Annotated in this window: 8 protein-coding genes; 6 read left to right on the top strand and 2 right to left on the bottom strand. The window is 73.9% G+C overall.

Features of this window, described 5'->3' with window-relative positions; all coding sequences use genetic code 11:
• Positions 1–5: 5 nt before the first annotated feature.
• Positions 6–254 (bottom strand): phosphopantetheine-binding protein, encoded by a 249-nt coding sequence (locus QQG74_RS14035; protein WP_341720718.1) that lies wholly within the window; start codon positions 252–254, stop codon positions 6–8.
• A 145-nt stretch (positions 255–399) separates the two neighbouring features.
• On the opposite strand from QQG74_RS14035, the gene QQG74_RS14030 reads away from it, so the two are divergent.
• From QQG74_RS14030 to QQG74_RS14020, 3 genes are all read left to right on the top strand, one after another.
• On the top strand, positions 400–1875 hold the full coding sequence (locus QQG74_RS14030; protein ID WP_341720717.1) for an AMP-binding protein: 1476 nt from the start codon (positions 400–402) through the stop codon (positions 1873–1875).
• A gap of 94 nt (positions 1876–1969) precedes the next feature.
• On the top strand, positions 1970–3499 hold the full coding sequence (locus tag QQG74_RS14025; RefSeq protein WP_341720716.1) for an AMP-binding protein: 1530 nt from the start codon (positions 1970–1972) through the stop codon (positions 3497–3499).
• The gene (locus tag QQG74_RS14020; protein WP_341720715.1) at positions 3496–10071 is read left to right on the top strand and encodes an SDR family NAD(P)-dependent oxidoreductase; all 6576 of its coding nucleotides are present in this window, start codon (positions 3496–3498) and stop codon (positions 10069–10071) included. Before QQG74_RS14025 ends, QQG74_RS14020 begins: the two co-directional genes overlap by 4 nt.
• Before the next feature lie 50 nt (positions 10072–10121).
• On the opposite strand, the gene QQG74_RS14015 is transcribed toward QQG74_RS14020, so the two are convergent.
• Positions 10122–10709 carry a TetR/AcrR family transcriptional regulator gene (locus tag QQG74_RS14015; protein WP_341720714.1) on the bottom strand — a complete coding sequence of 196 codons (588 nt, stop codon included), beginning with the start codon at positions 10707–10709 and terminating at the stop codon, positions 10122–10124.
• A 157-nt stretch (positions 10710–10866) separates the two neighbouring features.
• On the opposite strand from QQG74_RS14015, the gene QQG74_RS14010 reads away from it, so the two are divergent.
• Genes QQG74_RS14010 through QQG74_RS14000 form a run of 3 tightly spaced genes read left to right on the top strand, consistent with a single transcriptional unit; the run spans position 10867 to position 13818 of the window.
• A complete protein-coding gene (locus tag QQG74_RS14010; RefSeq protein WP_341720713.1) occupies positions 10867–12090 on the top strand; it encodes a type III PLP-dependent enzyme in 1224 nt (407 codons plus the stop codon).
• Positions 12068–12532 carry a cobalamin-dependent protein gene (locus QQG74_RS14005; protein ID WP_341720712.1) on the top strand — a complete coding sequence of 155 codons (465 nt, stop codon included), beginning with the start codon at positions 12068–12070 and terminating at the stop codon, positions 12530–12532. Before QQG74_RS14010 ends, QQG74_RS14005 begins: the two co-directional genes overlap by 23 nt.
• Positions 12529–13818 (top strand): methylaspartate mutase, encoded by a 1290-nt coding sequence (locus QQG74_RS14000; RefSeq protein WP_341720711.1) that lies wholly within the window; start codon positions 12529–12531, stop codon positions 13816–13818. The genes QQG74_RS14005 and QQG74_RS14000 overlap by 4 nt, the downstream gene beginning before the upstream one ends.
• The last annotated feature ends 31 nt before the right edge of the window (positions 13819–13849 follow it).

Here is a 13849-nt window from a genome sequence, read left to right as displayed (position 1 = left end):
CGCCGTCAGACGGCGGCGGCGCGGACGCTCGACAGCGCCTCGGCAAGCACTCCGGGAGTACGGAAGGTGTCCGTGCTCAGCAGATCGTCGGTGAATCGTACGTCGTATTCCTGCTCGAGCGCACGCAGCAGCTCCACCATTCCCATGGAATCCAGACCGAGGTCGCGCAGGTCGCTGTCGGCCTCCAACTTCTCATCCGGGGAAATGAAGGGAAGGTACTGCCTGAGCAGGCTCTCGAACTGATCGTCCCACATGGTCGAGGTGTCCTTTCACCATTGCGCCTCTGCCGAAGAGACAATAATGCCAAGCACCCATCCTGTCGACATCCAGCGCGGTTTTCGGCCGAATTAGAAATATCGGCGAAACCGCGTTCGAGGCTGCCCAGAAAATGGAGGAAAAATGGTTCAGGGGCTTTCCCAGCGTTTCCTGCGCGGCCTCGCCCGCTCCCCCGACCGCGTCGCGGTGCGGGTCGGCGACACCGCCCTGAGCTACCGCGACCTGCACGAGCGGGCGCTACGCCGGGCGGGGGCGGTGGCCGCCGCCGGGGCGCGCCGGGTGGGCGTACTCGCCGACAAGGGTCCGGCCGCCTACACCGGGCTGCTGGCCGCGCTGCACGCCGGTGCCACGGTCGTGCCGCTGCGGCCGGACTTCCCCGCCGCGCGTACCGCCGCGATGATCGAGGCGGCCCAGATCGACCTGCTGCTGACCGACGAGGCGTCGCTGCCGGCCGCGCGGGCCACCGGCGTCCCGATCGCCGGTGACGACGCGCCCGCCCTGCCGGAGCCACGGCCGGTCACGGCCGACGACACCGCGTACATCCTCTTCACCTCCGGATCGACCGGCCGGCCCAAGGGCGTGCCGATCTCGCAGGGCAACGCCGCGCACTACTTCGGCCTCATCGACAAGCGCTACGACTTCACCGCGCAGGACGTCTTCTCGCAGACCTTCGACCTGAACTTCGACTGCGCGTTGTTCGACGTCTTCTGCGCCTGGGGGGCGGGAGCCGGTCTGGTGGCGGTACCCGGGCACGCCTACCGGGAACTGCCCGCCTTCCTCGCCGAACACCGGATCACCGTATGGTTCGCCACGCCCAGTGCGATCCCGCTGGTGGCCCGGATGGGCGGGCTGGGCGCGGGCGCGCTGCCCGGACTGCGCTGGAGCTTCTTTGCCGGCGAGGCGCTCCGGTGCGACGACGCGCAACGCTGGCAGGTCGCCGCGCCCGCGTCGACCCTGGAGAACCTGTACGGCCCCACCGAGCTGACCATCACCATCGGCGCGCACCGCTGGGGCCCCGCATCGGCGGCGCGGTCGGTGAACGGGGTGGTGCCGATCGGTCTGCCGCATCCCGGCCACGACCACCTGCTGCTCGGCCCGGACGGCACCCCGACCGACGACGACGAGGGCGAACTCTGCGTCACCGGCCCGCAGGCCACCGCCGGCTATCTCGACCCGGCCGACAACGTGGGCCGGTTCCTGCGGCACGACGGGCGCACCTGGTATCGCACCGGGGACCGGGTCCGTCGCCTCGACGACGACCTGCTCTACCTGGGCCGGGCCGACGCCCAGGTGCAGATCCGGGGGGTACGGGTGGAGCTGGCCGAGATCGACCACGCGGTGCGCGGCTGCGCTCAGGTGCAGGAGGCGGTCACCGTGGCGACCGCCGCCGAGGGCGAACTGGAGCTGGTGGTGTTCTACACCGGCGTACCCACCTCCGCCGGAGTGCTCGCCCGCCAGCTGCGCGCGGTGCTGCCGGCCGGTCTGGTGCCCCGCCACTACCGGCACGTGGCGGAGCTGCCGCTGAACACCAACCGCAAGATCGACCGTACCGCGCTGCGGGGCGTGGCGGCCGAACTGGTGGCAGCGGGAGCCGGCTAGGGGGCGGCAGGGGTGGGGTGGCGGGCGCGCACCGGGCTACGGTGCCCGGGCTCGCCGCCGAGGACAGGAGCGAGAGGCACACCGAGGGAGAAACATGGCTGAGCGCAACAACCACGGTGCCACCCACACCATGCCGGGACGTCGGGTGCACGACCTGCTCGACGAGGCGCTGCGGACGCACGCCGAGGTACCTGCCGTACGGGACCAACATGGCCGGTGGACCTACCGGGAGCTGCACCGGCACAGCATCGCCTGCGCGGACTGGCTGCGCGGCCAGGGCGTCCGTCCGGGCGACCGGATTCTGGTGCAGTCCGCAAGCACGCGGGAGCTGGTCGCGCTCTGCTACGCCACGTCCCGGCTCGGCGCGGTGTTCGTCCCGATCAACCCGGCGACCCGGGCGTACCATCTGCGCTCCATCCTGGACGACGCCGAGCCGGTGCTTGTGCTCCTGGCGGAGCCCGGCGACACGGCGGCCCTGACCCAGGTCCCGGTGCACGCCACTGCGGTCGTCTGGTCCGAGGTGGCCGCGATCGCCGCGGCCGGCCCCAGCGACACGCCCGCCGCCGACCTGTCCGCCGACGCCGTGGCCACCCTGGTCTACACCTCGGGCAGCACCGCCGCGCCCAAGGCGGTGATCTGCGCGCACGACCGGATGGTCTTCGCCTCCGAGGCGATCCAGGCCGTGCTCGGCTACCGCGACGACGACGTGGTCTTCTGCCGCTTCCCGATCTCCTGGGACTACGGGCTCTACAAGATCCTGCTCACCTGCCTGGGCCGCAGCGAACTCGTGCTGGCCGGTGACGAGTCGGACCTGCGGCTGCTGAGCCGGATGCGGGAGACCGGCGCCACGGTGGTCCCGATCGTGCCCTCGCTGGCCACGATGATCGCCGGGCTGGCCGAACGCGAGCAGGGTCCGCTGCCCCCGGTGCGGATGTTCACCAACACCGGCGCCGCCCTCGCCGCGAGCACCATCGCGGCGCTGCGCACGGCGTTCCCCGGCGTCCGGGTGGTACGCCAGTTCGGCCAGACCGAGTGCAAACGGATCTCGATCATGCCGGTCGACGAGGACGAGCAGCGGCCGGACTCGGTGGGCCGACCGCTGCCCGGCACCACCGTGCTCATCCTCGATCCGGACGGCGAGCCGGTGCCCACCGGCGAGGTCGGCGAGATCGTCGCCGCCGGTCCGCACGTGATGCCCGGCTACTGGCGCGCCCCGGAACTCACCGCGCGCACCTTCCGCCGGGGGCCGGACGGCGTGGCCCGCCTGCACACCGGCGACTACGGACGGCTCGACGCCGACGGCTACCTCTACTTCGAGGGCCGGCGCGACGACATGTTCAAACGCAAGGGGATCCGGATGAGCACCACGGAAATCGAGGCAGCGGCGCTGGACGTGCCCGGCGTACGCGCCGCCGCCGCCGTCCCGCCAGGTCCCGGCCGGGACCTGGCCCTGTGCGTGGAGTCGGAGCTGCCGCCGCAGGTGATCCTGCGGGAGCTGGCCCGGCGGTTGGAACCGGCCAAGGTGCCGGCCACCTGCCTGGTGCTCGACGAGCTGCCGTTGACCAAGCACGGCAAGAACGCCCGGGCCAACCTGGTGCAGCTGCTGGAACGGAGCGACGCGTGAGCGCCCTGGCCGACCGGCTCGCCGGGTTGCTGCCCGCCGACCGGCGCCACGTGCTGCTCGACGAGGTCCGTGCCGCCGTACGGGCGGTGCTCACCGCCGCGCGCCCGGCGGAGCCCGCGCCGGTCGTGGTCGACGACCGGCCGCTGCGCGAACTGGGCCTGGACTCGATGGGCGCCGTCGCGCTGCACGACCGGTTGACCCGCGCCACCGGCCTGTCGCTGCCGGTCACCGTGATCTTCGAGTTCCCGACCGTGGCCGCGCTGGCCGGGCAGATCGACGCCGAACTTGGTGGTACGACGGATTCGGTGGAGAGCGCACCGCAGCGCACCGGCCCGGACGCCGACGACCCGATCGCGATCGTCGGTCTGGGCTGCCGGTTCCCCGGTGCCGCCTCGGCTGAGCAGTTCTGGGAGTTGGTGGCCGAGGGCCGGCATGTGGACTCCGAGTTCCCCACCGACCGGGGCTGGGACCTCGGCGCGCTCTTCGACGACGATCCGTCCGCACCCGGCACGAGCTACGTGCGCCGGGGCGGCTTCCTGCCCGACGCCGCCGACTTCGACGCCGAGTTCTTCGGCATCGGCCCGCGCGAAGCCGCCGCGACGGACCCGCAGCAACGGCTGATGCTGGAGACCGCGTGGACGGCGCTTGAAGACGCCGGCATCGACCCGGCCGGGCTGCACGGCGAGCCGGTCGGGGTGTTCGTCGGCGCCGAGCCGCAGGAGTACGGGCCACGGCTGTACGAGGCGCCCGCCGGGCTGGACGCACACCTGCTGACCGGCGCGGCGCCAAGCGTCATGTCCGGGCGGATCGCGTACGTGCTGGGCCTGCGGGGCCCGGCGTTGACAATCGACACCGCCTGCTCGGCGTCGCTTGTCGCGGTGCATCTGGCGTGCCGGTCGCTGCGGCAGGGCGAGGTGCGGCTGGCGCTGGCCGGCGGCGTGGCCGTGCTGGGCGGCCCGGGCACCTTCACCGCGTTCAGCCGGCAGCGGGCGCTGGCCCCCGACGGGCGGTGCAAGCCCTTCGCCGCCGCCGCCGACGGGACCGGCTTCGCCGAGGGTGTCGGCGTGCTGGTGCTGGAACGGCTCTCCGACGCCCGCCGCGCCGGGCACACCGTGCTGGCGGTCATCCGCGGTTCGGCGGTCAACTCCGACGGTGCCAGCAACGGGCTCACCGCGCCCAGCGGCGCCGCCCAGCGGCAGGTGATCCGCCAGGCCCTCGCCGACGCCGGGCTGGGCCCCGACGACGTCGACGCGGTGGAGGCGCACGGCACCGGCACCACGCTCGGCGACCCGATCGAGGCGGCGGCGCTGCTCGGCGTCTACGGCCGCGACCGGCGGCCGGACCAGCCGCTGTGGCTCGGCTCGGTCAAGTCCAACATCGGGCACACCCAGGCCGCCGCCGGCGTGGCCGGCGTGATCAAGATGGTGCAGGCCATGCGGCACGGCCGGCTGCCGCGCACGCTGCACGTGGACGAGCCGACGCCGCACGTGGACTGGTCGTCGGGCCAGGTACGGCTGCTGCGTGAGGAGATCGCCTGGGACAACAGCGACCACCCGCGCCGGGCTGGCGTGTCGTCGTTCGGCGTCAGCGGCACCAACGCCCACCTGATCCTGGAGGAGGCCGACGCCGCCCCGGTCGAGGCGCCGCCCCAGGAGCCCGACGGGACCCTGGCGCCGTGGCCGCTCTCCGCCCGGGGCCGGGACGCGCTGCGGGCGATGGGCCACGACCTCGCCGGGTTGACCGGGGCGTCGGTGGCCGACGTCGGCCGGTCGCTGGCCGCTCTGCGTACCAGCCTGCCCGACCGCGCGGTGCTGCTCGGACGCGACCGGGCGGAGCTGACCCGGGCCGCCGCCGCGCTCGCGGCCGGCGACGACGCCGCCGGGCTGGTGATCGGCGGTCGAGTGACCGGCGGACTGGCCTGGCTCTGCACCGGACAGGGCAGCCAGCGGCCCGGCAGTGGCGCGCAACTGTGCCGCGAGTACCCGGTCTTCGCCGACGCCCTCGACGAGGCCTGCGGCTACCTGGACCTGCAACTGGACCGACCACTGTGGGACGTGCTCACCGCCGCCGAGGGCACCCCGGAGGCGGCGCTGCTTGACGACACCGGCTACGCCCAGCCTGCCCTGTTCGCGCTGGGTGTGGCGCTGGCTCGGCTGCTGGCCTCGTGGGGCGTACGCCCGGACCGGCTGGCCGGCCACTCGGTCGGCGAGATCACCGCCGCCCACCTGGCCGGGGTGCTGTCCCTGGAGGACGCCGCGATGCTGGTGGCCGCCCGCGGGCGGCTGATGAGCGCGCTGCCGGCCGGCGGTGCCATGATCGCCGTCGGCGCGCCGGCGGACGTGGTCCGGCCGCTCCTCGCCGACCTGGCTGGTCAGGTCGACATCGCGGCGATCAACGAGCCCGGTTCGGTGGTGCTCTCCGGCGCCGCCGAGCCGACGACCCGGGTGGCCGGCATGCTCGCCGCCGCCGGGCACCGCACCCGGCAACTGCGGGTCAGCCACGCCTTCCACTCGCCGCTCATGGAACCGATGCTTGCCGAGTTCCGCCAGGTCGCCGAGATCCTCGACTACCACCCGCCACACACGCCTGTGGTGTCCACGGTGACCGGCCGGCCGGCCAGTGCCGACGAGTTGTGCGACCCGGAGTACTGGGTGCGGCACGTACGCCAGCCGGTGCGGTTCGCCGACGCCGTGCGTACCCTCGCCGAGCAGGACATCGCCACCTACCTGGAACTCGGCCCGGACGCGGTGCTCAGCGGCATGGGCGCGCACAGCGCGCCCGACACGGCGGTGTTCGTCCCGGCGCTGCGCCGTGGCCGGCCGGAGGCGGAGAACCTGCTGACCGCCGTGGCGACCGCCTGGACCCGGGGCGCGTCCGTGGACTGGAGCGCGTTGCACCCCGACCACGGCGCGGGCCGGGTGCCGCTGCCGCCGTACCCGTTCCAGCGCCGACGGTTCTGGCTGGCGCCCGGCGCGGCGGGCGGCGACGCGGCCGGTCTCGGCGTACGTCCGGCCGGGCACCCGCTGCTCGGCGGCCTGACCGAGGTCGACGGCGGTACCGAACTGGTGCTGTTCGGGCGGCTCTCCACCCGTACCCATCCGTGGCTGGCCGACCACGACGTGGCCGGCACGGTGCTGATGCCCGGCACCGCGTTCGTGGAACTGGCGCTGCACGCCGGCGAGCGGGCCGGCGTGCCGGACCTGGCCGAGCTGACCCTGGAGGTGCCGCTGGCGCTCGCCGAGGAGCCGGTGGTGATCCAGGTCGAGGTGGGCGCCGAAGCCGAGGACGGCCGTCGTGCACTGCGGATCCTCTCCCGGCCGGCCGACGGCGACAGCTGGACCCGGCACGGTTCGGGGTTCCTCGCGCCCGGGCAGCCGGTCGAGGAACCCGCCGCGCTGCCGTGGCCACCGCCGGACGCCCGGCCGGTCGACCTCGGCGACCACTACGCCGGCCTGGCCGACCAGGGATACCGGTACGGTCCGACGTTCCAGGGGCTGCGCGCCGCCTGGACCCGCGCCGGCGAGGTCTTCGCCGAGGTCGCGCTCCCCGCGGAGGTGGCCGACGCGGCGGCCGGCTTCGGCCTGCATCCGGCCCTGCTGGACGCCGCCCTGCACGCCGTCGGCCTGGATCGGGAGCCGGACGGACAGACCCGACTTCCGTTCGCCTGGACCGGCGTACGCCTGCACGCCTCCGGCGCGGCGGCGGTCCGGCTGCACGCCGTGCCGGCCGGTGGTGGCACCCGGCTGACCCTGCTCGACGGGACCGGCGCACCGGTGCTGACCGTGGCGTCCTTCGTCGAGCGGGTGCTTCCCGCCGGTGCCCTGGACACCGACACCGAGCACCTCTACCGGCTGGACTGGACGCCTGTCGAGGCGGCGGCGCAGCCACCCGAGCACGTCCTGATCGACCCGGAGCCCGCCGCGCTCGCGGCGCTTGCCGACCCGCCGCCGTACGTGCTGGCGCGGCTGGATCCACCGGCCGGGCCGGACCTGCCCGGCACCGTCCGGTCGGCGCTCACCAGCACCCTCGCCCTGCTGCACGCCTGGCTCGGCGACGACCGGTTCGCCGACTCCCGGCTGGTGCTGCTCACCCGGGGCGCGACCGGTGGCGACCCGGCGGCGCTTACCGCCGCCCCGGTACGGGCGCTGGTCCGCAGCGCCCAGGCGGAGCATCCCGGCCGGGTGGTGCTTGCCGATCTGGACCCGGCCGCCGATCCGGCGACGGTGCTCCGGGCGCTGGCCCCGGACCGGCCCGAACTGGCCGTGCTCGACGGCGTCGCGCACCAGCCGGCGCTGGCCCGGGCCGGTGCCCACGGCGCGCTCGTGGCACCGGCTGGCCTGGCGCACTGGCGCATCGACGCGGTCCGCCCCGGCACGATCGACGGGCTGGCCGCCGTGCCCGCGCCCGAGGCGGCGGCACCGCCGGCTGCCGGCCAGGTCCGGGTGGCGGTCCGGGCGGCCGGGCTCAACTTCCGCGACGTGCTGATCGCGCTCGGCATGTATCCGACCCGCGCGACAATGGGCGGCGAGGCCGCAGGGGTGGTCGCCGAGGTGGGGCCGGAGGTGACCGGACTGGCACCTGGCGACCGGGTGTTCGGGCTCTTCGACACCGCCTTCGGTCCGTACGCGGTGACCGACCACCGGTTGCTGGTGACGATGCCGGCCGACTGGAGCTTCGCCCGGGCCGCCGCCGAGCCGATCGCCTTCTGCACCGCGTACCGCGGTCTGGTCGACCTGGCCGGGCTGTGTGCCGGCGAACGGGTGCTGGTGCACGCGGGCGCGGGCGGGGTCGGCATGGCCGCGGTACGCCTGGCCCAGCGGCTCGGTGCCGAGGTGTTCGCCACCGCCAGTGCCGCGAAGTGGGACACGCTGCGCGGCCTGGGGCTCGATGACGACCACATCGCGTCGTCGCGGGACCTGACCTTCGCCGACCGGTTCGCGAAGGTCACCGACGGCGCCGGCATGGACGTGGTGCTCAACGCGTTGAGCGGCGAATTCGTCGACGCCTCGCTGCGGCTGCTGCCCCGGGGCGGTCGGTTCGTGGAGATGGGCAAGACCGACGTGCGCTCGGCGCAGCAGGTCGCCGCGACCCATCCCGGCGTGCGCTACCAGGCGTTCGACCTGATGGACGCCGGTCCGGAGCGGCTCGGCGAGATGCTTGCCGAGTTGGCCCGCACGTCCGGTACCGCCGCGCCGGTACGGGCCTGGGACCTGCACCGTGCCCCGGACGCGTTCCGGCACATGGCGCTGGCCCAGCACGTCGGCAAGGTGGTGCTGACCGTGCCCGCCGCACTGGACCCGGCCGGCACGGTGCTGGTCACCGGCGGCACGCGCGGGGTCGGCGCCGAGGTGGCCCGGCATCTGGTCGTTCGGCACGGCGTACGGCACCTGCTACTGGTCGCGCGCAACCCGGACGCCGACGGACTCGTCGAGGAACTGCGCGGGCACGGCGCCAGCGTGCGGGTCGTCGGCTGCGACGTCGGCGACCGGAACGCGGTGGCCGCGCTGCTCGACGGCGTGCCGGCGGAGCACCCGCTCACCGCTGTGGTGCACGCCGCAGGGGTGGTCGACGACGCCGTCCTGACCGGTCTGACGGCCGAGCGCCTGGACCGGGTGCTGCGGCCCAAGCTGCTCGGCGCGTGGCATCTGCACGAGCTGACCGCCGACCGGGACCTGGCCGCGTTCGTGCTGTTCTCCTCGGCCGCCGCCACCTTCGACGGCGCGGGGCAGGCGAACTACGCGGCCGCGAACGGATTCCTGGAGGCGCTGGCCCGGACCCGCCGCCAGGCGGGGCTGCCCGCCGTGGCGTTGGCCTGGGGTCCCTGGGACGCCGCCATCGGCATGGTCTCGCGGATGGCCACCGCCGACGTACGGCGGATGACCCGGGCCGGCGCGCACCCGCTGCCGGTGGCGCGGGCGCTCGGCCTGCTGGACGCGGCACTGACCCGACCCGGCCTGGACCCGGTGCTCTACCCGGTCGCGCTGGACCTGTCCGACCTGCGCGAACGGGCCGACCTGCCGGGCGTGCTCGCCCGGCTGGCCGGTGGTACGCGACCGCGCCGACGGGCGGCGACGGCGCCCGTCCGGTCGCTTGCCGACACGCTGGCCACGCTGCCCGCCGCCGAGCAGGACCGGATGCTGCTGGAGTTGGTGACCGGGCACGCCGCCGCGGTCCTGGGCCACGACGGTGCCGCCGCGGTGGACCCCGGCCGGGGCTTCACCGAGATCGGCTTCGACTCGCTGACCGCGGTGGAGTTCCGCAACCGGCTCGGTGCCGCCTGCGGGCTGTCCCTGCCGGCCACCCTGACGTTCGACTACCCCACTCCGGCTGCGGTCGCCGAACACCTGCGCGCCGGCCTGGTCGGTGATCGTGAACCCGATTTGCAGGCGGAGTGGGATCGGCTGGCCGCCGCGCTTGACGACGCGGCGAGTCGCGGGGTGGATCCGGGGGCGATCCGCACCGGTCTGCGGGCCCTGCTGGACCGGTGGAGCGACACCGCCGAGGCAGCCTCGCTTGACGACGTCACCGCCGGTGAGCTGTTCGACATCCTGGACGCCGAACTCCACGCCTGACACCGCCGCTGCCCACCGCCGCAGCGGCGGTGGGCAGCGGCGTCAGCTGCTCATTGCGGGGTGTCCGGCGCTGGCGGCTGCCCGGCGATCATGCGCAGCGCGGCGGTGACGTCGGCACCGTCCGGCGCGCCCGCCGGGTCGATCAGCCACTGCACCATCAGCCCGGTGAGCAGCGCGAGCTGGACGGACCCGACGGCCCGCGCCGTGCGCTCGTCGACCGCACCGTGCGCCTTGGTGACATCACCGGCCAGGGCGGTGCGGATGTTCTCCAGGCTGGCCGCGAGCTGATCACGCAGCTCCGGGCTGTGCTGGGCCTGCGCGTACGCCTCGATGCTGGCCACCCAGAGCGGCCGGTGGACGGTGAACGACTGGGTGACCGTCTGCCAGGTGGATTCGAGTTCCTCCACCGGGTCGGCGCCGGCGTTCACCGGCAACGACTGGTCGAGTTCCTGGCCCCATTCGGTGAACGCCTCCATCATGGCGGCGTTCAGCAGGGCTTCCTTGGAGCCGAAGTGGTACCCGATCGACGCCAGATTGGCCCCCGACGCCGCCACGATGTCCCGCGCCGTGGTGCGGGCGTAACCACGTTCGTAGAGGCAGCGCTTCGCCCCTTCGAGCAGATCCTCACGGTGACCCATGTCCTGACTATACGGAGCGTTCACCGCGCGGGCGTGGCGGCAGTCGCCGCCGGGGTGATATGCGGCGCTTCCGGGTCGCACTAGGGGGTGCTAGGGGTCCTGCCACCACTGGCTCTTTCACTACCGTCGGTGGGAATTCAGTCGGGAGTGACCATTGATGGAATACGCCGCCCTCGCCGCGCGATTCGGCACACCCCTATACGTCTACGACCTGGACCGGGTCGACGCCGCCCGGCGTGACCTGATCGAGGCCCTTCCGCCGGGAACCGAGCTCTACTACGCGGTCAAGGCGAACCCACACCCCGAACTGGTACGCGCCCTGCGCACCGGCGCTGGCCAGCCGTGCCGGGTGGAGATCAGCTCCACCGGCGAGCTGGACGTGATCCGGCAGGCCGGGTACTCCGGTGCCGACGTCCTCTACACCGGGCCGGGCAAGACGGACGCGGAGATCAGTGCCGCGCTCGCCGCCGGGGTGCGGACGTTCTCCGTCGAGTCCCCCGGCGACCTGACCGCGGTGGGTGCCCGGGCCGCCGCCCTGGGGATCACCGCGCACTGCCTGCTGCGGGTCAACAGCGCCTCGGCGAGCGCGAGCACCAGCATCCGGATGACCGGCACCCCGTCGCAGTTCGGCTTCGACAGCGAGACGCTGCCGGAGGTGCTGCCCGGGCTGCGCGACGTACCCGGCGCCGAGCTGGCGGGCCTGCACTTCTATCCGCTCAGCAACGCCCGGGACGAGGACTCGCTGATCGCCGAGTTCCGGCACACCATCGGCCTGGCCGCCGACCTCTCCGCGCGCCTGGACCTGCCGCTGCGGCTCCTGGACATCGGGGGCGGGTTCGCCGCCCCGTACGCCGTGCCCGGCCACCGGCCACGCTACGAGAAGCTGCGCACCGAACTCGAACACACCCTCGACCGGGACCTGCCCGGCTGGCGGGACGGCGCGCCGCGGATCGCCTTCGAGTCCGGACGCCACCTGGTCGGCGACGCGGGCACGCTGCTCACCCGGGTGGTCAACGTCAAGGTCAGCCGCGGTCGCAAGTACGTCATCGCCGACGCCGGGATCAACACCCTGGGCGGGATGTCCGGCCTCGGCCGTCTGCTGCCCGTGGCGGTCGAGGCCGAGGCGGACGGCGAGCGGGAACGAGCCAGCCTGGTGGGTCCGCTCTGCACCCCCGGTGACATCCTCGGCCGCGACATCCAACTGCCGACGCTCGACCGGGACGACCTGGTGACCATCCCGAACGTCGGCGCGTACGGCCCCACCGCGAGCCTGCTCATGTTCCTCGGCCGGCCGGCGCCGACGGAGGTCGTGGTCCGCGGCGACGAGGTGCTCTCCGTCTCCCGTCTGGTGCACACCCGTGAACAGTCCGATCCGGCCTGATTCGCTCCCCGAGGCGTCCGGCGGGAATCTGGTGGTGCTCAGCGGGGTTGCCTCGGACGCGCACACCTGGAATCTCGTCTTTCTTCAGCTGCTGTTGGAGGAGTTGGGACACCGGGTGGTCAACCTCGGCCCCTGCGTACCGGAGTCGCTGCTGGTCGAGCAGTGTGCCCGCCGACGCCCCGACCTGGTGGTGCTGAGCAGCGTCAACGGCCACGGGTTTCAGGACGGCCTACGGGCGATCGCGGCGTTGCGTGCGCGTCCCGAGCTGGCCGACACCCCGACGGTGATCGGCGGGAAGCTGAGCACCACCGGCGTCGCCGACGGCACCCTCTCGCGGCGGCTGATGGTCGCCGGATTCGACGCCGTCTTCGAGGACGGCCACACCGAGTTCGGCGACTTCCGTGGCTACCTCGCCACGGTCCGCCCGCGCGTGCTGCCGTGACCCGTCGCCAGGGCTTCGCCGCGTTCGTCCGGCGGCACGCCGCCGCGCGGCAGCTGGTGGTGCAGCCCCGGATGGGTTTCCCCGACCCACGGAAGATGCGGGCCGGGCTGCTGGCGACCAAGGCGGTACCGGCGGCGACGATCGGTACGATCACGGTGGACAGTCACACCCGGGTCGGCGAGACCGCCCGCGCCGCCGAGGCGCTGCGGGCCGGCGTCGACCTGAACGGCTACCCGATCGTGTCGCACGGCGTGGCCGGCAATCGCGCCCTGCTGGCCGGCGTGCTGGACGACGATTTCCCGGTGCAGGTGCGGCACGGCTCCGCCGTACCGCAGCAGATCTTCGCCGCGACCGCCGCCGCCGGAATCGAGGCCAGCGAGGGCGGCCCGGTCTCCTACTGCCTGCCGTACGGGCGTACGGCGCTTGCCGACTCGGTGCGCAACTGGTCCCACTCCTGTCAGGCGTTCGTCGCCGCGCCACCCGCCGGGCCACCGCTGCACCTGGAGACGTTCGGCGGCTGCATGCTGGGCCAGCTCTGCCCGCCCAGCCTGCTCGTCGCGCTCAGCGTGCTGGAGGCGATGTTCTTCGTCCAGCACGGCATCGCGTCGGTCTCCGTCAGCTACGCCCAGCAGACCAACCGGGAGCAGGACGAACAGGCCGTGCGCGCGTTGCGGGCGCTGGCCGGGGAGTTCCTCGCGCAGGTGGACTGGCATGTGGTGATCTACGCCTACATGGGCGTCTACCCGCGTACGCCGCACGGCGGCGAGAGCCTGCTGGCGGAGGCGGCCCGCCTGGCGGTCTGCACCGGCGCGGAACGCCTGATCGTGAAGACCACCGCCGAGGCGCACCGGATTCCCACGATCGGGGAGAACGTGGCCGCGCTGAACCTGGCCGCCGAGGTCGCGGCGCGGACCCCGGAGGCCAGCGCCCCGGCCGACGACTCGCAGACGTACGCCGAGGCCCGTGTGCTGATCGAGGCCGTGCTGGACCTGCACGCCGACCTGGGACAGGCGCTGCTGATCGCCTTCCGCCGCGGCTACCTGGACGTGCCGTACTGCCTGCACCCGGACAACCAGGGCCGCACCCGCAGCTACCTGGACGCGAACGGGGCCCTGCGCTGGGCCGACATCGGCGCGCTGCCGCTGACCACGCTTGTGGCACCGGGGCGTACGCGCGACGTCACCTCGGCGGAGCTGCTGACCTCGCTGTCGTACATGCAACGGCACTTCGACGCGCTGCCCGCCCCCACCGCCCAGGACGCGATCCGCGGTCACGCCGACAGCTGAGGTCACCGACTGACCGCGCGGCCCCGCCGAG

The sequence above is a fragment of the Micromonospora sp. FIMYZ51 genome (genome assembly GCF_038246755.1).
GTDB lineage: Bacteria > Actinomycetota > Actinomycetes > Mycobacteriales > Micromonosporaceae > Micromonospora.
Note: the sequence above shows the minus strand (reverse complement) of the source record. Positions and strands in the feature narration are given on the sequence as shown.

Bases quoted from the DNA above. Each gene is read 5' to 3' on its own strand.
- QQG74_RS14025 (WP_341720716.1), top strand. From the start codon at position 1,970: ATGGCTGAGCGCAACAACCACGGTGCCACCCACACCATGCCGGGACGT.
- QQG74_RS14015 (WP_341720714.1), bottom strand. From the start codon at position 10,709: ATGGGTCACCGTGAGGATCTGCTCGAAGGGGCGAAGCGCTGCCTCTAC.
- QQG74_RS14010 (WP_341720713.1), top strand. From the start codon at position 10,867: ATGGAATACGCCGCCCTCGCCGCGCGATTCGGCACACCCCTATACGTC.
- QQG74_RS14035 (WP_341720718.1), bottom strand. From the start codon at position 254: ATGTGGGACGATCAGTTCGAGAGCCTGCTCAGGCAGTACCTTCCCTTC.
- QQG74_RS14030 (WP_341720717.1), top strand. From the start codon at position 400: ATGGTTCAGGGGCTTTCCCAGCGTTTCCTGCGCGGCCTCGCCCGCTCC.